This is a genomic window from Psychrosphaera sp. F3M07 (assembly GCF_018860345.1).
Taxonomy (GTDB): domain Bacteria; phylum Pseudomonadota; class Gammaproteobacteria; order Enterobacterales; family Alteromonadaceae; genus Psychrosphaera; species Psychrosphaera aquimarina.
On the sequence record NZ_JAHKPJ010000021.1, the window covers coordinates 520,623 to 542,162 of the forward strand.

Annotated in this window: 20 protein-coding genes; 10 read left to right on the plus strand and 10 right to left on the minus strand. The window is 37.5% G+C overall.

Annotated features, from left to right (window positions below; genetic code table 11):
* Positions 1 to 27: 27 nt before the first annotated feature.
* Positions 28 to 786 carry an IclR family transcriptional regulator gene (locus tag KO505_RS12905; protein WP_216055854.1) on the minus strand — a complete coding sequence of 253 codons (759 nt, stop codon included), beginning with the start codon at positions 784 to 786 and terminating at the stop codon, positions 28 to 30.
* Between the two features lie 154 nt (positions 787 to 940).
* On the opposite strand from KO505_RS12905, the gene KO505_RS12910 reads away from it, so the two are divergent.
* The gene (locus tag KO505_RS12910) at positions 941 to 1,702 is read left to right on the plus strand and encodes a phytanoyl-CoA dioxygenase family protein (protein ID WP_216055855.1); all 762 of its coding nucleotides are present in this window, start codon (positions 941 to 943) and stop codon (positions 1,700 to 1,702) included.
* 62 nt (positions 1,703 to 1,764) lie between these two features.
* Here the strand turns inward: KO505_RS12910 and KO505_RS12915 are convergent, their stop codons facing one another.
* From KO505_RS12915 to KO505_RS12925, 3 genes are all read right to left on the minus strand, one after another.
* A complete protein-coding gene (locus KO505_RS12915; protein ID WP_216055856.1) occupies positions 1,765 to 2,820 on the minus strand; it encodes a 6-bladed beta-propeller in 1,056 nt (351 codons plus the stop codon).
* A gap of 3 nt (positions 2,821 to 2,823) precedes the next feature.
* Positions 2,824 to 4,410 carry a sugar porter family MFS transporter gene (locus KO505_RS12920; RefSeq protein ID WP_216055857.1) on the minus strand — a complete coding sequence of 529 codons (1,587 nt, stop codon included), beginning with the start codon at positions 4,408 to 4,410 and terminating at the stop codon, positions 2,824 to 2,826.
* Positions 4,411 to 4,563: 153 nt separating this feature from the next.
* The gene (locus KO505_RS12925) at positions 4,564 to 5,418 is read right to left on the minus strand and encodes an AraC family transcriptional regulator (protein WP_252731784.1); all 855 of its coding nucleotides are present in this window, start codon (positions 5,416 to 5,418) and stop codon (positions 4,564 to 4,566) included.
* Between the two features lie 171 nt (positions 5,419 to 5,589).
* On the opposite strand from KO505_RS12925, the gene KO505_RS12930 reads away from it, so the two are divergent.
* Together KO505_RS12930 and KO505_RS12935 are read left to right on the plus strand one after the other, a co-directional pair.
* Complete coding sequence (locus tag KO505_RS12930; RefSeq protein ID WP_216055858.1) at positions 5,590 to 6,705, plus strand: Zn-dependent alcohol dehydrogenase; 1,116 nt, start codon at positions 5,590 to 5,592, stop codon at positions 6,703 to 6,705.
* Positions 6,706 to 6,710: 5 nt separating this feature from the next.
* Positions 6,711 to 7,508 (plus strand): alpha/beta hydrolase family protein, encoded by a 798-nt coding sequence (locus KO505_RS12935; protein WP_216055859.1) that lies wholly within the window; start codon positions 6,711 to 6,713, stop codon positions 7,506 to 7,508.
* A gap of 85 nt (positions 7,509 to 7,593) precedes the next feature.
* On the opposite strand, the gene KO505_RS12940 is transcribed toward KO505_RS12935, so the two are convergent.
* The 4 genes from KO505_RS12940 to KO505_RS12955 all read right to left on the minus strand — a co-directional run bounded on the left by KO505_RS12940 (position 7,594) and on the right by KO505_RS12955 (position 11,856).
* The gene (locus KO505_RS12940) at positions 7,594 to 8,574 is read right to left on the minus strand and encodes an aldose epimerase family protein (RefSeq protein ID WP_216055860.1); all 981 of its coding nucleotides are present in this window, start codon (positions 8,572 to 8,574) and stop codon (positions 7,594 to 7,596) included.
* Positions 8,574 to 9,599: a UDP-glucose 4-epimerase GalE gene (gene galE, locus KO505_RS12945; RefSeq protein WP_216055861.1), complete on the minus strand. Its 1,026-nt coding sequence runs from the start codon at positions 9,597 to 9,599 to the stop codon at positions 8,574 to 8,576. Before galE ends, KO505_RS12940 begins: the two co-directional genes overlap by 1 nt.
* 68 nt (positions 9,600 to 9,667) lie before the next feature.
* Positions 9,668 to 10,813, minus strand: a complete 1,146-nt coding sequence (gene galK, locus KO505_RS12950) for a galactokinase (protein WP_216055862.1) — start codon at positions 10,811 to 10,813, stop codon at positions 9,668 to 9,670.
* Positions 10,813 to 11,856, minus strand: coding sequence for a UDP-glucose--hexose-1-phosphate uridylyltransferase (locus tag KO505_RS12955; RefSeq protein ID WP_216055863.1), 1,044 nt, complete (start codon positions 11,854 to 11,856; stop codon positions 10,813 to 10,815). The genes galK and KO505_RS12955 overlap by 1 nt, the downstream gene beginning before the upstream one ends.
* 167 nt (positions 11,857 to 12,023) lie before the next feature.
* On the opposite strand from KO505_RS12955, the gene KO505_RS12960 reads away from it, so the two are divergent.
* Positions 12,024 to 13,031 (plus strand): LacI family DNA-binding transcriptional regulator, encoded by a 1,008-nt coding sequence (locus KO505_RS12960; RefSeq protein WP_216055864.1) that lies wholly within the window; start codon positions 12,024 to 12,026, stop codon positions 13,029 to 13,031.
* Between the two features lie 39 nt (positions 13,032 to 13,070).
* Here KO505_RS12960 and KO505_RS12965 read toward each other — a convergent pair whose 3' ends face one another.
* The gene (locus tag KO505_RS12965; protein WP_216055865.1) at positions 13,071 to 13,607 is read right to left on the minus strand and encodes a redoxin domain-containing protein; all 537 of its coding nucleotides are present in this window, start codon (positions 13,605 to 13,607) and stop codon (positions 13,071 to 13,073) included.
* Between the two features lie 199 nt (positions 13,608 to 13,806).
* Between KO505_RS12965 and KO505_RS12970 the strand changes: the two genes are divergently transcribed.
* The 5 genes from KO505_RS12970 to KO505_RS12990 all read left to right on the plus strand — a co-directional run bounded on the left by KO505_RS12970 (position 13,807) and on the right by KO505_RS12990 (position 18,853).
* Entirely contained in the window at positions 13,807 to 13,944 is a 138-nt protein-coding gene (locus KO505_RS12970) for a hypothetical protein (protein WP_216055866.1), read from the plus strand.
* Between the two features lie 144 nt (positions 13,945 to 14,088).
* On the plus strand, positions 14,089 to 14,592 hold the full coding sequence (locus KO505_RS12975) for a PepSY domain-containing protein (RefSeq protein WP_216055867.1): 504 nt from the start codon (positions 14,089 to 14,091) through the stop codon (positions 14,590 to 14,592).
* Between the two features lie 40 nt (positions 14,593 to 14,632).
* Positions 14,633 to 15,505: an ABC transporter substrate-binding protein gene (locus tag KO505_RS12980; protein ID WP_216055868.1), complete on the plus strand. Its 873-nt coding sequence runs from the start codon at positions 14,633 to 14,635 to the stop codon at positions 15,503 to 15,505.
* A gap of 140 nt (positions 15,506 to 15,645) precedes the next feature.
* Complete coding sequence (locus tag KO505_RS12985; RefSeq protein ID WP_216055869.1) at positions 15,646 to 17,961, plus strand: carbohydrate binding family 9 domain-containing protein; 2,316 nt, start codon at positions 15,646 to 15,648, stop codon at positions 17,959 to 17,961.
* Positions 17,962 to 18,121: 160 nt separating this feature from the next.
* The gene (locus KO505_RS12990) at positions 18,122 to 18,853 is read left to right on the plus strand and encodes an RNA methyltransferase (protein ID WP_216055870.1); all 732 of its coding nucleotides are present in this window, start codon (positions 18,122 to 18,124) and stop codon (positions 18,851 to 18,853) included.
* Between the two features lie 39 nt (positions 18,854 to 18,892).
* Here the strand turns inward: KO505_RS12990 and fdxA are convergent, their stop codons facing one another.
* The gene (gene fdxA, locus KO505_RS12995; RefSeq protein ID WP_216055871.1) at positions 18,893 to 19,216 is read right to left on the minus strand and encodes a ferredoxin FdxA; all 324 of its coding nucleotides are present in this window, start codon (positions 19,214 to 19,216) and stop codon (positions 18,893 to 18,895) included.
* 233 nt (positions 19,217 to 19,449) lie between these two features.
* Here fdxA and KO505_RS13000 point away from each other — a divergent pair, with 233 nt between their 5' ends.
* Positions 19,450 to 21,066, plus strand: coding sequence for an NAD(P)/FAD-dependent oxidoreductase (locus KO505_RS13000; RefSeq protein ID WP_216055872.1), 1,617 nt, complete (start codon positions 19,450 to 19,452; stop codon positions 21,064 to 21,066).
* The last annotated feature ends 474 nt before the right edge of the window (positions 21,067 to 21,540 follow it).

Here is a 21,540-nt window from a genome sequence, read left to right on the forward strand (position 1 = left end):
CCAATAAGCAATCACGTTAACCTTTAGTTAACAACCTAACTGACGTTTTATTTTTTCAGCACACAGCAACAAAGACTCTTTAATTGAAGCTTTAACATCCGAGTTCAATTCAAGGTTAAGAGACGACACAGTTAACGCAGCCACTACCTTGCCTTCAGGTTCACCTATTAACGCCGACATATCAAACACACCGGGAGTTAATTCACTGTTTGCCGCGTAACAGTCTTGTTGCTTTATACCTTCTAACAAACCATTAAACGCTTTTTTCTCTAGCGCTGTTTTGCTTACATAAGTTTTTGAACGTTGTAATATCATAGTGCGTACCTCAGCATTACTGTTGGCCAGTAAAACTCTACCTGCGGATAACTCTACGGTTGGGAATAACGTGCCTTCGGTAACATGCAATGACACTGGAGAGGGACTATTGGCCTGTACGATTACCATAGTTTGGCTTTGATATAACATGAATAATTGGCAACTTAATCCTAGTTTAACCGCCAAATCTTCCATATGAGGTAATGCGCTCTGACGCATTTGATCTATCGGAGAAATACTACGAGATAAATTGTATAACTTTAACGACACTCGGTAACGACCTGAGTCTTGTTCTCGACTTAGATAACCTCGCATTTCTAATCCTACCAATACACGATATATCTCATTTGCACTGCGGTTTAGCCCCAGCGCTATTTCAGCTTGGGTTTTAGGTAAAGGCTGCATTGCGAGATATTCTAATACATCCAAGCACTTATCTACTGCAGGCACTGCGTATTTATTAGTTTGCATTATGGTTAACTTAATAAGTTGAGTTAACCAAACTATACCACCACATCATTCATATATAAATATGACATTCATATAAAAATTAATTTTGCCTAAAAGTATTGAATTATTCATAGTCTGACTATGAATACAAAGATACAAATACTTAGGAGAGATAATGAGTAAATTAATTTTAACCGACCAACAAGTACAAGACTTTCATAGAGATGGTTATGTCATCGTCAAAAATTTCTATTCAGAAGCAGAAATTGCCCGATTACAAGAAAAGGCATTTAACGATGACAATTTATATAAAACAGCTTGGGATAAAAAAGATTCATCCGGCACAGTATCAAAAGTGTGTTTGTGGCAAGATTTAGGCGATGACTTTTATTCTATGTTCTCAAGAGGACGTAGGCTGGCTGATTCGGTCGAAAAAATACTCGGTGAACCTGTATTCCATACCTCCAGTAAAATAATGATGAAAGAACCTTTTGTTGGTGGTGCTTGGGAATGGCATCAAGATTATGGCTATTGGGCAAATGATAATTACCACCTTTATCCTCGCCTTGTCAGCTGTATGATCGCAATAAATAAAGCGACGGTTGAAAACGGTTGTTTAGAAGTATTAAAAGGAAGTCATCATATTGGTCGTATTAACCATAATAAAACGGGTGACCAAAAAGGGGCTGATATGACTTTTGTTAACGAAGCACTAAAACATCATGAACTAATTAAAGTTGAACTGGAACCTGGGGATACCTTATTTTTCCACTGTAACTTGCTGCATAAGTCCAATCAAAACCGTTCTGCAGACCCACGTTGGGTAATGATCCCTGCTTATTGTGGAGAAAGTGCAAAACCGTTTAAAGAAAACTCTTTGGTTTATAGACCACTAGATAAAGTGGATGACGATGCCATCTTAAATTGGAAAGAATAAATCAAATAAACCTATAAAATATTGGCTGAGTGATTACAAAGGTAATGACTCAGCCGTTAATTTTATAACCGTTCTAGTTTATATGGGTAACTATTATTAGCCCGCCACTGCCCTACGTATAAATCACCGTTTTTATCAGCAATGACACCATGAACATGGCTAAACACCTGCCAATCTGAGCTCATAGGTTGTAGTTTATTATCTTCATAGAAGGCAGGCGCTGCGCCTAAAGTAGAGACCACCTTATTGTTTTTGTCAAAGATGCAAAGAAAGCCAGAATCATCAACATTTTTGTTGTTTATGTCGGTCCAACACACAGCCGATATAAAATGATCTCCCATAAATACTGGTCCGTGGATCCACGCTCCCGGTGTGTCTATGCTTGATAAATATTCTCCGTGCATAGAAAATACTTTTAAGCATTGCTCTGCCCGGGAGCTGATGATTAACTGAGGTTCAGCTCCCCTATTATCAATCGCAATACCATGAGCATTCTGTAAATTATGCAGTGCCGAGCTATTGTCATGCCCGCCCCAATGCCGGATATACTGACCATTTTTATTGTATTGCAAAACATAATCAGAGCCATAACCGTCAGTTATATAAATGTCACCATTATCCGCAACACATATATCTGTTGGATTAAATGCCATTTCTGGCTGATAAACCCCAATAGTTTGCGGGTGGCCTAATGTAAATACAACTAGGCCATCCATGGTTAACTTGGAAACTGTGCCTGCTTGTGCGATGACTTTATTATATGGTGAGTCCCAAGCTTCCGTTGAAACTCCATCCCATTGACGGTTCAGTTTCCAACCGCTATCCACAATATAAATAAACTCAACACCATCTTGCTGAACTATTTCGATGGCGTGTATGCCAGGAAATTCCGTTCCCCAAGCATCTAATAGTTTACCGTTTTGGTCATAAACTAATATGTTGTTTTGCACGTTATCTGTGACCATAAAAATACGATCTTGACTATCGATCGCAAAATCATGGCAGTTTTCTACTGGATATTTATTCGCATCTAATTGCCCCCACTCGGCGTTTACTTTATATCTATAATCGCCTTGGCCTACGATTTGGCCGTGTGGTGTTCGTTTTAATTCAGACATCTATTATTTCACTTCAGACTTTGCCAACAAAATAGCTTCAACTTCTTCAATTGAGCGATTTTTGGTCTCTGGTAAGTAACGATAAAGCAAGTAAAAACCAATGATCCCTGCAGCAGCATAGGAAAGGAATATATCGCCAGCCCCCATATGTTTTAGTTGCCATGGGAAAAACTTCTGCATGAAATAAGAAATAGTACTGCAAATTAACGCAAACATAGGGATCGCCACACCACGGATTTGAGTGGGTACAATTTCAGAAAATACCACCCACATGATAGGACCGATGGAAATATGGAATGCGGCAATAAAACCAACAATGCCCACTAATACCAACATGGCATTAATGTTAACCGAGGTTTGAATTAGTTGGCTTTCATATAATCTAAAATTATCTTCACCTATTAACGGCTTCACAGCATCTTTAAAGTCAGTATCGCTAGAAAAAGTTGTATCAATAATCGGTTGTAGTTGGCTAACATTAATTTCTGTATTCTGGCTTAACTTAACTAAGTCTTGCTGAGTAATTTCGTAGGTCGCTTGTTTAAATGCAAATACACACATCATCAAACAAATAATTGATGCGATTAACCCGCCATTGACCAAAGGACGTCGGCCAATTTTATCAACTAAACTAATGGCTAATGCGGTAAATATAAAGCTCACAATACCTATAATTAAACTTTGTTCGTACGCTGCATTTGTGCCAATACCTGTTTGTTCAAACACCATAGGTGCGTAAAACAATATTGGATTTACCCCAGTTAAAGGTTGTACAAATGCAAAGATTACCCCAACCATTAAGGCTAATCGGAATTTCTTTTCTGTTAGTTGTAACATCTGTTTAACAAATCCACTTTCGGCTGGTTTGTCTTTTTCTAGGCTGTCTTTGATAGAACCTATTTCAGCTTCAATTTTATCCTCAGGCATTAACTTAGCTAACGTACGTTTTGCTTCTGGCTCTAAGCCTTTGCTCATTAACCAACGAGGACTTTCTGGAATAAACAGTAATAAGCTACACCATAACATTGCAGGTATAATTTCCATGCCTAACATCCAACGCCATATGTCTTGTTGTACAAAACCTATGCTTTGCAGAAATGGACCAACATCTTGTATTTGTATCAATGCATAATTTGAAAAGTAAGCTGCAGTTAAACCAATTACGATCATAATTTGGTTCATTGATACTAGCTTGCCACGCTGAGATGCAGGTGCAATTTCACCAATGTACATTGACGCTAATGACAGAGAAGTAAAGGCTAATCCACCAAGAAATCTAGCCGCAACTAAAGAATAATAACTAGGAGCAAAGGCAGAACCAATTGCGGAAACAACGTAAAGTAACGCTATCAATATTAACGTTTTTTTACGGCCAAAACGTTCACAAATAGCACCTGTGACAACTAAAGCGATTAACACACCAAGTGCTGGTGCACTCACTACATTGCCTATTTGTATATCATCTAATGCAAATTCAATTGCTATAAATTTAACGGTTCCTGAAATGACAGCCGCATCTAGGCCGAATACAAATCCACCTATAGTGACAATTGCAGCATAAATAAAAGCTGCTCTAGTATATTTATCCATCGAGATAACCCTGTTTTAATTATTATTTTGTTAACAATTTACAAAGGTTAACTTAATTATGCAGTGAATAATAGAATTAATTTTACTCTTAGCACTTATTAATTAGCACATATAAATCAACTCTTAAAAAATTAGTACATTACATGTATATAATTAATCTAACCGTTTTAATACTTGTTTCTGAAACTGCAATGGAGTCGTACCAAACAAGCGTTTAAATTGAGCTATAAAATGTGATGGACTGGAGAAGTATAAGTCGTAACTTATATCGGTTATTGATTGTTTATTTCGGCTTAATAATCGTGCAGCACTGTACAGTTTATGTCTTAACATATACTCCGAAAAACTGTATCTGAATACTTGTTTAAACAAACGAGAGAAATAAGATGGCGATAAATGACATAGTTTCGCGGCATCTGTTAAGGTTAATTCAACTACGGTTTCATACCTAAATTTATTGATCACAGGTTGCAATTTATCGTAGCCCCTGGTGGCTGCAATCGGTAATACGTTAGTGTCGACCACAGGCTTTGCATGCTCTGCAATCCAAATAATTAACAACTTTAACAATGTGATACTTTTAACGCTTACCGGATCTTGTTGATAACTCTGAAGCAGCCACTTAACTTGCAGTTGGATATTTTGTAATTGTTCAGGGTCTAACCTCAAGTGCATGCCCTGCTGGAAAAAAGTTGCGTATTGTTGTAACCCTTCTTGTTTAAATATGTCTGGCAAGATTTGTAGGATAAACCAAGATTTTGCATTATTAGTTAATTCGAAATCATGAGTTTCAAGGGCTGGCGTAAAAACAATATCTTTATCTTCTAAGTCTGACTGACCTTGACTATAGAAATATTGACCTTCGATTTGATCAAAAAATATAAACTCATGCACCTCATGAAAGTGCATGAAACAAGAATAGGCATCATCTTTGTTATAACTCACAGCATGAATTTCAAATTGATATCCTTTTTCAATACAAAAAGGTTCGCAATAGACCTGGCTCATTTTTATTCCAACACCAATATTTAACATGATAATGGTATTTTTTTACATGAAAGTCCAGTGGACTAGTTAGTATGTGACATATATTTAATATTTTTCAATATTTATTTGACAGAAACTTGCTTTTTTTATTGCTTGAATATAACTAACAAAAATAAATGTAGATAACTTAATATGATCACAGCAAAAGCACTTATTTCCGATGGACAAGGTCAGTTCACGGTTAAACAAATACAAGTCGGCGACCCAAGTAACGGCGAAGTTAGAGTGAAGATCAAAGCCTCTGGCATTTGCCATACCGACTGGGATTCAATTCAAAATTGGAATAAAGAATTTATTGTCGGCCATGAAGGCGCTGGCGTTGTTGACGCTGTTGGTGACGACGTAAAAGATTTAGCGGTTGGTGACAAAGTGATCCTCAACTGGGCAATCCCTTGTGGTGAGTGTTTTCAATGTGGTGAGGGCAATTTACATATCTGTGAAAAACACTCCCCTGTTTGTGGCTGTGCCTTAGAAGGACATGCCCATATTGATAGCTCTACATTAAACAATAAAGGCATTGAACGCTCTTTCCATTTAGGCACTATGTGCGAATACGCGGTTGTGAAAGCCCAAGCTGTGGTAAAAATAACAAGTGACATCCCATATTCATCGGCTTCAATTGTCGGTTGTGGGGTGATGACGGGCTGGGGATCTGTGGTTAATGCTGCGGACGTTCAAGTGGGATCAAGTGTTGCGGTTATTGGTTGTGGAGGTGTAGGTTTAAACTGTATTCAAGCCGCTAAACAATCTGGTGCCACCACCATTATTGCCATTGATATTAATGCAGAACGACTAGAGCAAGCCAAACAATATGGTGCGACTCATGGTGTTATTGCTACGTCTGATGATATTGACTTCATTAGAGTAAAACAGGCTGTTCGTGAATTAACCTATGGTCGTGGCGCTGATTATGCCTTTGAATGCACCGCCATTCCGGCTTTAGGTTCAGCCCCATTAACTTTGGTCAGAAACGCAGGCACTGCAGTACAAGTATCTGGCATTGAACAGCGAATAGATTTTGATTGTGAATTATTTGAGTGGGATAAAAAATACATAAACCCTTTATATGGTATGTGTAATCCACAAAGAGACTTTAATAAAATTTTAAGCTTATATAATAATGGGCAAATGAAATTAGACGAATTAGTCACTAAAACATATACATTGGAAACCATAGCAGAAGGTTTTGACGACATGTTAAATGGACGAATTGCCAAAGGCGTTGTCATTTTAGATGACTCGGAGTAAATTTGATGACAATTCAACGTATCGAAATTTCCAATTCAATTTATGCACAACCGAATACCACTAAGTTAACGATATTCAGTAGCCACATAAACTCACGCCAAGATGTCTCGGTTTACCATAATTGTTATGGCAAAACGGATGTACCTATCATAGTTTTACTCCATGGTGTCTATGGCTCTAATTGGGTATGGATGGAACTTGGTGGCGTGCATCAAGTATTGGAGCAACTCAAGTCTCAAGGCGTTAATGACTTTATATTAGTCATGCCCTCTGATGGCGGCTTGTGGGAAGGCTCTGGTTATTTACCACTGACGACTCATGGTGATTATGAACAATGGATCCTTGATGATGTATTAACGGCGGTTAAACAAAACATTCCTGAAGCTTCTGAGCGCTCTAACCTGTATATCACAGGTTTATCTATGGGGGGTTATGGCGCACTGCGCTTAGGTGTTAAGTACCCTAGTTTATTTCAAGGTATATCGGCTCACTCTGCAGTGACCAGTTTAGAAGATTTACAGCAATTTATCCAAAATCCAATTACCGATTATCAATGTGAATTTGAACATGAATCTAACTTAGTATATTGGCTGGGTAAAAACGCAAAACAGTTACCGCCAATACGTTTAGATTGCGGTTCTGATGATAGTCTATTTACCAGTAACTTAGCGTTAACCAATGCAATGGCAACCTTAGGTCTCAAATTTACATTTGATCGATATTCTGGTGGACACGAATGGGCTTATTGGCACAAACACATAGCCACCACTATTACGTTTTTTGACCAAATAGAAAAATCTTAACCTCTTGTCTTAATTAAAAGTGGATGTTTTTTATAAAAAAACATCCACTTTTATTCGATTTAAACCACCAGTTATACCAATTTCATTAAATATTGGAAAATTGATAACTGATGTGATTACGATAAGTATTATTAGGTTGCAACATAATACTAGGGAATGTTGGTTGATTAGGGGCATCTACATAACCTTGGCATTCAAAACAGATACCTTGAAATGGTATAAACGGTTGTTGTAAAAACTTACCTGAATACACTTGCACCGCTGGTTGATTGGTAAAAACTTGTAGTTTAACGCCTGTTTTGTCTGACCATAATTCAGCTTTCGCTTGTTCATAACCTGTATTGTCTAATACAAAACAAGTATCTAATCCAAGTTCCTGCTTAATTTGTTGATAACCCGACGCTGCAACGAGATTATTCACACTCGTACCTTGACGTAAATTCACCCCAATGACATCTGTACCTAACACGTTTCCAGTCGGAATACCTATGCTACTACGCTCAAGGAACGCAGACGATGCCAAGTTAAAGTTCAAATCTAAGCAATCCTTTTCACCTAAGTTGAAATAAGCATGATTGGTTAAATTAATTGGGGTTGGTTTATCGGTTGTGGCGCTATAAATAATATCTAATTTGTTATCATCAGTTAATGTGTATTCGGCAACAAGTGTTACTTTACCTGGAAATCCACCAGCCAAATCATCATGGTTCAGTGTTAATTTAACGTAGTTTGACGTTAGCGTTTTTGAATCCACATCCCAATATTGTACAGAGATATTATTGAGCCCGCTGTGTAACGTATTGTCACCGTCATTTTTGTCTAACGAATATGTATGTCCGTTAAGTACAAACTGTGCTTGGCTTATTCGATTACAAACCGGACCACAGGTTGCCCCTATATAATACGGATCGGTTAATTGATGTTTAACATCATCATAGGCCACCGTCATAGCTTGTAATCCATGTGCGGTGGGAAACATAACAGAGGAAAGCCGAGCGCCAAAGTTAATCACCTCAACATTCATTCCTTTGTTATTGGTTAGGGTAATAAGTTTCAATTCATCCATTAGTTGTTATAACCATTTGGATTAGCTGACTGCCAGCGCCATGTGTCCGTCATCATATCTTCAAGGCTACGTTTAGCTTGCCAATTTAACGCCGTTTTTGCTTTATCTGCATTAGCCCAAAAAGCCGGTAAGTCACCGTCTCGTCTTGGTGATATTTCAAATGGAATGTTTTTGTTTGTTGCGACTTCAAACGCATTAATGATCTTAAATACAGAAGTCCCTGTACCTGTGCCTAAGTTAAACGCTTCAACGCCACGAAATTGTGCTGAATCTTGTAACCAAGTTAACGCAGCCACATGCCCTTCTGCTAAATCCATTACGTGTAAATAGTCTCGTTCGCAACTACCATCTGTTGTTGGGTAATCATCACCAAAAATACTTAACTTCGCTCGTTTACCAACCGCGACTTGAGCCACAAAAGGCAATAAATTATTTGGAATACCTTTTGGATCTTCACCAATTTGCCCACTCTCATGAGCACCAATTGGATTAAAATAACGTAACGATATTCCTCTGAATTTTTCATTACTCTTACTCACATCATCCATGATATTTTCGACCATGACTTTGGTCGTACCGTATGGACTGGTTGGCCTACCTAACGGCATGGTTTCTAAATATGGTGATGGATTGTGCTCACCATAAACCGTAGCGGACGACGAAAAGATAAAATTGTGCACGTCAAACTCAGCCATCACTTCAAGTAAGGTTAATGAACCATGCACATTATTCTGATAATAGTCCAAAGGAATTTGAGCCGATTCCCCCACCGCTTTTAATGCGGCAAAATGGATAACCGCATCTATGTTATTGGTTTTAAATAACTCAGTAAGTGCTAAACGCTCTCTTATATCGCCTTCAACAAACTTAACCGTTTTAGCCGTTAGCTTTTCTACGCGTTTTATCGCTTCGTAACTTGAATTGCATAGGTTGTCATAAACAACCACGTCATAACCACTATTGAGTAGGCATAAAACTGTGTGTGAGCCTATATAACCCGCGCCACCAGTAACTAATACATTCATAATTTGCTTCCAATCTTTACTTCAACTATTCAACGGCAAAAGTTAATGATTTTATTTGCTATAAATCTTTACGCTGAAAATGCACCACTTTTGGCAACACATACATATAAGTCAGCTTCTAAACCGGTTTGTTGTTGATAGTTCTTAGTGATAACAGACTTAATACCGTCCACTAACCCGTCAGGCACTAACGCCACAACACAACCACCAAAACCACCACCCGTCATACGAACGCCACCTTGATTGCCAATAACAGAAGCAATAATGTCCACTAGGTAGTCCATCTCTTTTGTTGTTACTTCAAAGTCTTCTCTTAATGACGCATGTGACGACAGCATTAATTCACCCATAAGTTGCAAGTCGTTTTCACGTAATGCGATTAATGCCTGTTCGGTGCGCGTATTTTCGGTCACAACATGACGAGCTCGTTTGTATAATACTGAGTCTATTTCTGACTTGGCAGACTCTAGCTCCGCCAAAGTCACATCGCGTAATGCAACTTTACCAAAATGTTTTGCCACCGCTTCACATTGCTCACGACGTGTATTGTATTCACTGTCTACTAATCCACGTTTAACATTGGAGTTAATTATCACAACCGACACCCCTTTAGGGATTGGCGCGTGTTGAAAAGTCAAACTACGACAGTCTAATAACATGGCGTTGTCTTCTTTGCCCATGGCAGAAATAAGCTGATCCATAATGCCGCAATTACAACCGACAAATTGATTCTCTGCCTTTTGCCCCATTAAAGCGGCCTTAACACCATCAAGCGGTAAGTTATTTAACTTGGCAAATGTTTTTAAAATTGCAATCTCAAAACTAGCGGATGAACTTAACCCAGCTCCTTGAGGTACATTACCAGATACCACTAAGTCAGCACCTTTAATGTTAGGAAACTCTTCCATTAACGCTAAAAGCGTTCCACCAATATAATTAACCCACATTTGATCTTTATTAAACTCAATGCTGTCTAAGCTGAACTCAATTGATTCTTCATTTAAGTCTATTGCGGTTACACGAACAATTCGATCATCACGGTTACTTGCCGCGATATCAGTACCAAAGTTAATTGCCGCAGGTAAAACAAAACCGTCATTATAATCGGTATGGTCACCTATAAGATTAACCCGACCAGGACCATGACAAGTAACATCAGCAACGTAGTCAAATTGTCCCAAAAACTGTGTTTGAATGATATTTTGTCTGTTCATTATTTGTTTTCCTTATAGTGCACCGAAGACACTTCTTTCAATCTTGTTGCGGCTTGTTCTGCGGTTAAATCACGTTGGGCTTCTGCCATCATTTCGTAACCCACCATAAATTTCCTAACCGTTGCTGAACGTAACAATGGTGGGAAAAAACTAGCATGTAATGTCCATTCTTGATGGCGTTTTCCATCATATGGAGCACCATGCCATCCCATTGAATAAGGAAATGAACAGTTAAATAAATTGTCATACCTAATGGTAATTTGCTTAAGAATGTCGGCTAGGGTGACTTGCTGATTCTCCGTCAAATCAACCATACGGGCGATAGCAAATTTTGGTAATAATAAGGTTTCAAACGGCCAACTTGCCCAATATGGAACAACCACTACCCAATCTTCATTTTCAACCACCACTCGTTCTTGCTGAACCACTTCTCGTTCAGCATAATCTTGTAATAAGTTACTGCCATATTCGGCAAAATAGTTTGATTGTGCGTTTTGTTTTTTCTCAACTAAGGTTGGTAAATGTTGTTGTGACCATATTTGTCCATGTGGGTGTGGATTAGAACAGCCCATTACCGCACCTTTGTTTTCAAACACTTGTACCCAAGAATACACTTTCCCTAGCTCTTCACATTGCTGCTGCCATGTTTTAACTACTTCAGTGATCTCTTGTACAGACAATTGCGGTAAGGTTTTACTGTGATCAGGTGAAAAACAAATAACTCGACTTTCCCCCTGCTCTGTATGCATTTTAAATAGTGGATCGTTCGTTGATATTTTTGGTGTATCCGTTTTCATCGCGGCAAAATCATTTGGAAATACAAAGGTGTTTTTATAATCGTCGTTAACTTCACCATTGATACGAGTATTACCTGCACATAAAAAACATGTGTCGTCGTATGGCGGCTTAACGTCTTCATCTAAAGTTTCAACTTGTCCTTGCCAAGGACGTTTGGCTCTATGAGGTGATACTAATACCCACTCATTAATCAGCGGGTTATAACGACGATGAGGGTGTTCTGTTGGGTCAAATTCAGTTGTCATTACCATTCCAATTTATATTAATTTTAAAGCGATCAAATAAAGGGTAAACGTTTACATTTATTTTTACAAACATATTTTTAATTTTATTGAGTAAAGAACTTTTGCTTTATTTAATGGTGTAGGGTTATCATAAGAAAATAAAATCACACTGGAAAACGTTTACCCCCATGTCTACAATTAAAGACGTTGCCCGTATAGCCAATGTATCTATAGCTACTGTTTCAAGAGTGGTAAACAATGGCCCTAAAGTTGGGGCGAAGACTAGAGAAAAAGTCCTCTCTATAATGCAAGAGTTAGGTTATACCCCTAATGCAAACGCCCGAGCGTTAGTCACTCAGAAAAATACAACTATTGGTGTAGTGATCCCCGACTTAACTGATCCATTTTTTGCATCTTTAGCTAATGGCGTAGACACCATAGCTAGAAAATTTAACATGCAACTATTATTAAGTACTGGCCAAATGAGCGAAGAGTCTGAACGTGAAGCCATAAACTTATTATTAGAACGCAGATGTGATGCTTTTGTTGTGCACTCCAAAAAGCTCAGTGATCAAGAATTGATTGAACTGGCACAACGTATACCTGGTCTGATATTAATTGATAGATATATAGAGTCCATCAAACACCGCTGTGTGTGGTTAGATAATTATGAAGGTGGACGAATTGCAGCAAGGCACCTTATCTCACTTAAACACCAACATATTGCATGTATCAACAGTAAATATGTCATTGACGATCCCCAACTTCGATTACAAGGTTTTGCCGATGAGCTAGAACACGCTAACCATCAGATAAACTCAGAATTAATCGTTACCTCAGAGCCCAATCAACAAGGGGGCGAGATTGCAACACAAGCCTTACTGGCTAAAGGGTTACCTTTTAGTGCTATTTTTGTTTACAACGACGCTATGGCGATAGGTGTCATTTCTACCTTAGAAGATAACGGTTATAGAGTTCCGATAGATGTGTCAGTGATTGGATTTGATGATGTATTACTATCACGCTACTCTCGTCCCAAATTAACAACGTTACACTACCCTATCGAAGAGATGGCCGCGCAAGCAGCAACTTTAGCATTAGAGTTTAGAAATGGTACAGACCATGATCTACATACAGTTCCTCACAAATACATACCAAGATTAGTCAAACGTGAATCGACCTTAGCCAAAACCTAACCTAGATTGCAGGTTAGGTCTTAGTCAAACTTAAAAAATTTAATAGGCAACTGTGCCTCGGATTGGATAATCACTTTGATTACGAACAAAAGAGATCCCTCGAACCACAACGTCTAGTTCAGGTCGTAAAAATGGAGTATTAGAAATATTTACAGCTTGTAACTCCCCTACTTCGTTAATAATAAACAGCCCTGGTTCTGCAAAGTTATGATCCGTTTCTTGTTCAGAGCGCGGCGCTGAAATATATAAACCTAATTGCTTCATTTGTTGCTCTGTTAAACCATAAGCAATTGGATAGGTGATTGTTAACTTTTCCATTGTATCTTCAAGTTGTTGTTTTGAGTCGGCTGACACGGCAGAAACACTCACACCTATATCCATTAATGCCGTTTTATATTGTTCTAATAGGTTTAAATAACGTACACACAAAGGACAATGTTTACCTCTGTATACAATGATCATCTGCCAATCAGCACCACTGTGTGCTTGACCTAGGTTAATAAACGAGCCATCTAAAAGCGTTGCTTCTGTGGTTGGAAAAGTGTTACCTGTGGTTAATTTTATTGAATGCGTCATTGAGTTCTCGTTATTTTGATTTGTAAAAAAATTGTGAATTTCATTGTTATTTTTTGCGAATGAATTGAACATCACATTTAGTAAAATAATTAATATGCTAACCCCAACAAAGACAGTCAATTAATACAGTGCTAATACCTTAACACCTCTAATTGATCACTTGTTTGTTAGTAAATTATACAGTGATGGTTGCCACTTTATGGCTTTAGATAACGTAACTATCCAAATTCCATTACAACGACAATATAGACATAATACCAACAAGGTCGCGGTAAATGCATTTGTGGATTTCGTTTTAACTAATAAAGATGGCATACAATCTAATATGGCAAACTAACGCGACTCAAATGGAATTGCTATGTAAAAGGAAAAACAAGTTTGTTGAATATCAAATCAATATTTATTACTGTGCCCAACAATACTGATATTAATCAGTCATATCAGATAAAACACTCTAAAACCTTTAAAGGAAACGATATAAATGAAACCAATTACCATGCGTATTTTACACCGTTATTTAGGCTTTTTTTTAGCGGGTATAATGACCGTGTATGCGCTTAGTGGAATTGTACTAATTTATCGGGATACAAATACCTTTAAACTTGCTCAAACAATTGAATCTCAATTATCGCCAGGTCTGAGTCAAACCGAATTAGGTAAGGCGTTAAAGTTCAGACGTTTTAACGCTGAGTCTGAAGATAAACAGTCAATCAATTTCAAAAATGGTTCATACAATAAAGAGTCTGGTTTTGTTTCTTACACTCGATATGAATTGCCTGTGGTTCTAGATAAGATGACACATTTACATAAGGCGACCACTGACTCTCCAGCATATTGGTTGAATATATTTTTTGGCAGCGCTTTACTATTTTTTGCCATATCGTCTTTTTGGATGTTTATTCCAAAAAGTAAAACATTTAAAACAGGTGTTAAATACAGTTTAGCTGGTGCAGTTTTAGCATTTATATTAATTTCAATAAGTTAATTCAATGTTTAAGTAAACTATTGGGGCACAGGCATCTTAAATGATGCATATGCCCTTATTAAACCTCAATGAAGTTTACAATTTCACCCCATTTAGATTAATTAAACTTCAGTTAAAAGTTGTTATCTGGCTGTTAAAAAGTTACCTTTCCGTTATACAACTTTTATTCCCATTTCAATTCAGAGTTTACTTAGTGCTTAGATATTTATTTCTTTTTGTTTTCATTCCATTTTCTAGTCAAACCCAATCTACAGAAATCACTGTTGCGGCACCTGAAATATTCCCTTTTGTTTACCTAGACAACGAACACAAACCTACGGGTTTATTTGTTGACTGTCTAAAAAGTAATGTAAACACAGATTACTCATACAAAGTTTTAGTCTTACCTTGGGCAAGGGCCCTAGAAGAAGTTAAAAACAATCGTATCAATGCATTAATGCCAACCATGTATACAGAACAACGAGCTGAATACCTTTCATACCCAACCGAACCATTGGTTTATTTTCTAGATGATGTATTAGTGCAGAGAAAAACGTCCTCTTTTGTTAGTTTCAAACAGGCTGTAGCGAATAAAAAAATTATCGCGAAAGTTCGCTCCACTACATTAACTGAAAATTTAAAATATGAAGTAAACCTTGGCAATGTAGATCTATTTTTAGTCAAAGATATTGCCAGCGGTTTAGCTATGTTAGAACAAGGCCGAATTGACTATCTGGTTGGCGATTACCACATTATTAAATACACGGCTCAACAGTCACAATTAGCCGATCAATTTACATTTGTTTCTTTTTCTAATGAAAAAATTCCGTCTTATTTATCTTTTTCTAAAAACTTCAGTAAAAATAACGATATAAATAAAATCATGAGCGGAGTGAACTGCGGTGCAAATTTGGCAGGTAAATTTAAGCATTAAATAAATTCACTTATCTCTTTATCAAAGCAATCTATCTTATTTTCCCAATAAAATTTATTTGACTAATTATAATGCGAACAACTTTTTGGGTATTAGCTTGACCTAATTTTTCCTATTAGAATTAACTATTTAAGATAATTATGAAAATTCGTATTAAATCTATTTTGTTTTCGCTTTTAACCTTGCCTTTTATGGCTATTTCTTCCGAAATTATCACTACAAACACCACCCACCTTTCCAATTTGCAAGTGCCCAAAACCGATAAAAAAATTAAGGTTGATGCGCATATCGATGAAGCCATTTGGCAAAAAGCATTAAAAATTGAGTTGAATAATGTAACTTGGCCATACGAAAATACTCGGGCTCCGGTAAAAACAGAAGCCTATGTTATCGAAAATGGCGATACCCTTTATGTTGCTTTTAAAGCATTTGATCCTAAACCACACGAAATTAGAGCTCGTTTAACTGACCGAGACAAAAACTGGGGGGACGACCGAGTTGCAATAAAGATAGATACCTATAACGATCATGCCCTAGCCTACCAGTTTTTTATTAACCCTCTTGGAACACAATCAGACGTTTTAGAGAACGAACTCACCAAAAGCGAATCTTCTTCTTGGGATGTTATTTGGGACTCTGCCGGACGGATCACTAAATTTGGTTATATTGTTGAAGTGGCCATTCCATTAAGAACGTTAAACTTTAATGATCAATTAGATATTCAACAATGGGGAATGGAATTTGTTCGGTTCTACCCTAGAGATACTCAACTGAGGATTTCTCATATGGAAATAGATCATGATAACTCATGTTTTATTTGCCAAATGCCGACTCTTCATGGCTTTAAAGGTGCCAAACAAGGTAAGAACTTATCATTCGTGCCCACCTTTGTCAGCGGTAGTTCTGAGTATCGTGACTTATCAGAAACCAATGATTGGGATACTGAAACAAATACAGATGTAGGTTTAGACATAAAGTGGGGAATAACACCGGATACCACATTAAATGCGACGTTTAATCCAGATTTCTCCCAAGTTGAAGCCGATTCAGGCCAATTAAATGTCAATAATACCTTCGCTCTATTTACACCAGAAAAACGCTCATTCTTTTTGGCTAACGAAGACGCTTTCTCTACTCCTGTTGATCTTATCTACACCAGAAATATCAACAACCCTGATTTTGGTGCGAAGTTAGCAGGCAAAGTAGACCAACACTCCTTTGCGGGTTTTATTGCTAACGATAAATCCACCACTTTTATCTTGCCAGGTAACTTAGGTTCTAATTTGTATGAGTTGGATGAAGAAAGTACAAATGGTGCGTTCAGGTATCGTTATGCCGTCGACAAAGAAACCTCAATAGGAGCGACATCCACGGTACGTAATTCAGACAGTTACAGCAACATTATCACCAGTATTGATGGTAAATATAAATTAACAGACAGCGACACCTTCAATGTTCAAATAATGAATTCTACGACTGACATAGACAGCTATATCATTGATGATATGAAGACTGGTGATTACGGTGACGAACAAGCCCTAAGAGCTGAAACCTTAAATAACAGTGATACGTCATATGAAATCGATTACCGACACGAAAACAAAGATTGGTTTGTTCGACTTACTCGTCAAGATATAGGCAAAGATTTTAGAGCCGACTTAGCGTTTTTTAATAATACCGATTACATCAAAAACATTGTTGGCGGTGGATATAATTGGCATGGCAACACAGACGATTGGTGGAGCCGAATTCAAGTTAATGGTGATTGGGATATAAGTACTAACCAAGATGGCGATAAAATTGAAGAAGAGTTTGAAATTTATTTCAGTGTCAACGGCCCGAAACAATCTTATGTCCGTCCTGGCATAGTAATACGAGAAAATACGTCAAGTAGAATAGATACGTCTGTTTTATCACTAAAAGATAATACGTATGTTTTTGATGAAAAAATGTTCACCTTCTGGGGTGAGTTTCAAGCGACAGCCGATATCTGGTTTGGTAATTATTTTGAAACAGGTAAAAGAATAGATTACGCCAACAATCAACTTGTTGATTCATTCTCTATGGAACCGGGTTTTAATTGGAATATCAATACTAGAACCCAATCTAACTTAACCTTTAACTACCGTACCCTTTCAAAGGGTGGTTCTAATTTGTTAGTCGCAAAATTAACTGATTATCGTCTTAGTTATCAGTTTTCTATTCGTAGTTTCTTACGTTTATCAATTGTGTATGCGGACATCAGTCGAAATTTAGATTTATATAATAACCCTGATGACTACAACGCCACCTATAAAAGCTTATCAACACAGTTGTTATACTCTTATAAGGTCAACCCTCAAACGTTATTTTTTGTTGGTTATTCTGACGGCGGTTATCAAGATGATGCTCTTGAAGATATAACCAAAGATAGTCGAAGTGTATTCTTAAAAATGAGTTATGCCTGGTTACGATAATAAGCCGTAAATATATTGTTTATAAGCCGCTAGTTAGCGGCTTTTTTAATACTTAATTTTTCAGTCTAAAGTGATTCATCAATTTATCAATCTACTTACTTGATGTTAGAATGTTGTCTGTTTTATTACTTTTCATCTCATATTTATTATTTAGGCTTTCATGATCTCTAAAAATCAACTCAAACACATAAGGGCATTAGGCCAAAAAAAGCAGCGAAAAGCCCTGGGTGAGTTTTTAGTGCAAGGTGAAAAAAATGTAATTGAGTTGTTAAAATCGGATTTAACTATAAAACAGCTTTTTGCTACTACTGAGTTTATTCAAACCAATTCAGCCATGCTTACGAATCTAGACGTTATTGAATCAGATATTGAGTCATTAACTAAAGTGAGTACATTGGTGTCTAACAATAGTGTTATCGCCATTGTAGGTACACCACAATTAACAATGCCGCCAAACAAAGGCCTAACGCTGGCACTAGATGGGGTTTCAGACCCTGGTAATTTAGGCACTATTATTCGTGTAGCTGACTGGTATGGCATTACCCATATTGTTTGCAGTAACGATTGTGCTGACCCTTTTAATCCTAAGACCATCAGTTCCACTATGGGTTCTTTTGCCCGCGTGAATGTGTACTTAACCGATTTACCTGAATATTTAAATAACGATAGTCGTGTGATTTATGGTGCCTATTTAGGGGGTGAAAACGTACATAAAGTGAGTTTTAAACACGATGCTATTTTAATGATGGGTAGCGAGTCTCATGGTATACGCGAAACTGCAGGACAATACGTAAACGCACCAATTACCATTCCTAATTTTGGTCAAGCTGAGTCGTTAAATGTGGCAATGGCAACGGGCATTATCTTGGATAATATGTTTAGGGCTCAATAATTATTTAATAGTCTGGTTTATGGCTTGGTAAATAAATTATTAACGTTGTAACAATGCCAGTTTATTAGGCACTCCATTCCATTTATCTGCATCGGCGGGCGCCGGCTTTACTTCCGTGATCACAGGCCAGTTTTGTGCGAGTTCTGCGTTTAATTCTATAAACTCAATTTGATCTTCAGGTACTGCGTCTTCTTGAAAGATAGCATTGGCAGGACATTCAGGCTCACATAAGCTGCAATCAATACAAATCACAGGATCAATAGCTAAAAAATTTGGACCTTCAAAAAATGCGTCTACAGGACAAACTGCAACACAGTCTGTGTATTTACATTTAATACAATTATCACCAACGATAAATGCCATAAAACTCCCCTAATGTCACAAAACCAATGAGTCTTTAATTCTCAAGATTGCGGATCATACTGAATCGTTTTCAAACTACAATAGAAAATCACGACTAACATGAACAAGGCCATAACCTGATAAAATTGCGATCTATAAAAGTTGTTATCAATTGGATAAATAATTATTCGCTTATTTTTACCAGTACCAGTAAAATGCGCGACTATTTTCTACACTAGTTATATGGGTAACCAATGATACGTTTAACTGAAATTAAATTGCCGTTAAATCATGAACCAGAAGCACTAAGTACTGCAATAACGACAAAACTAAAAATTTCTGCTGAGCAAATGGGATCATTTGTTGTGTTTAAACGTGGTTACGATGCTCGTAATAAAAGAAATATCCAATTAATTTATACCTTAGACGTGACACTAAATGACCCTGAATTAACCACGCAGTTACTTAGTCAGTTTGAAACCGATCAACATGTTAAACCAACACCAGATACCAGTTATAAATACGTTGTCCACGCACCAACAGATTTAACTGAACGCCCAATTGTTATAGGTTTTGGTCCTTGTGGACTCATGGCGGGTCTTACTTTAGCGCAAATGGGTTTTAAACCGATTATCATTGAACGCGGCAACGAAGTAAGACAAAGAACCAAAGATACTTTTGGTTTTTGGCGTCAACGTAAACTTAACACAGAATCTAACGTGCAATTTGGTGAAGGCGGCGCAGGCACATTTTCAGACGGAAAGTTATACAGCCAAGTTAAAGATCCAAATCATTATGGCCGCAAAGTCATGACTGAATTTGTTAAAGCTGGCGCGCCAGATGAGATATTATTTGTCAGTAAACCGCACATTGGTACTTATAAATTAGTCAGCATGGTTGAAAAAATGCGTGCTGAGATCATCGAACTTGGCGGTGAGATTCGTTTTGGTACTCGCGTAGACGACATTCATATTACTGACGAACAGATCACTGGCGTTACTTTAAACACAGGTGAAATACTCAATACAAATCATCTTGTATTAGCGGTTGGACACAGCGCCCGTGATACGTTCCAAATGATCTACGACAAAGGCATTTATGTTGAAGCAAAACCTTTCTCTATTGGTTTTAGAATTGAACATAAACAATCCGCAATTGACCAAGCCCGTTTTGGTGATAACGCTGGTAACGAAATTTTAGGCGCTGCGGATTACAAGCTAGTTCATCATTGTAAAAATGGCCGTTCTGTTTACAGTTTTTGTATGTGTCCGGGCGGCACTGTGGTTGCGGCAACGTCTGAAGAAAACCGCGTAGTCACCAATGGCATGAGCCAATACTCAAGAAATGAACGTAACGCCAACAGCGCTATTGTTGTAGGTATAGACCCAGAGCGAGATTACCCAAACCACCCTCTTGCCGGCATAGACTTGCAAAGAGAATTAGAGAGCTTAGCATTTGAACTAGGTGGCAGAGATTACAACGCTCCAGCGCAAACTATAGGTGATTTCTTAAAAGGTAAACCAGATTCAGAATTAGGTGATGTTAAACCATCATTCACACCGGGCATTACTCTCACAGACTTAAGCAAAGCATTACCTGACTTTGCCGTAGACGCCATACGTGAAGCAATCCCAGCGTTTAATAAAAAAATCCAAGGTTTTGCTTCTGAGGACGGATTATTAACAGGTGTAGAAACCAGAACATCATCACCTATCAGTATTAAACGTAATAAAGATTTCCAAAGCATAAACACCAAAGGTTTATTCCCTGCCGGCGAAGGCGCTGGATATGCAGGTGGGATATTATCAGCGGGGATAGACGGCATCAAAGTGGCAGAGGCTGTAGCTAAGTCGATGTTGAAGATAGATTAATATTAGCTAATAGCTAATAGCTAATAGCTAATAGCTAATAGCTAATATTAAGTCAGGTTAGATTTAGTCAAACTATATATTCATTCTGATAAACAAATTTTGCTGTCCGTTTATCAGAATTTTTAATGTTCAATTTCAGTTCAACAAATAAACTAAACGTTAATTGGTAAAGTCACCCAGTGACATTGTAAACATAATGCCAATATCAACACCGCCTTGTCGAATAAATGATTTTGCTGTAATTCCTATACCTAAATATTTACCAAAAGCCCCTGATATATGAACAGGAACTCCAAATCTCACTCAGTCTGATATATCACACACTTCATTAGGTAATATATAAAAAACTCAATGGATCACCAGTTACTTCAAAACAGTCACTTGCCCAAGTACCATTAGCCAAACCAAAACCAACTCCAGCTTCTAAGTAACCGTATCATCTAATCCTATTCCAGTTTTTGCTTTTGCTTTTGC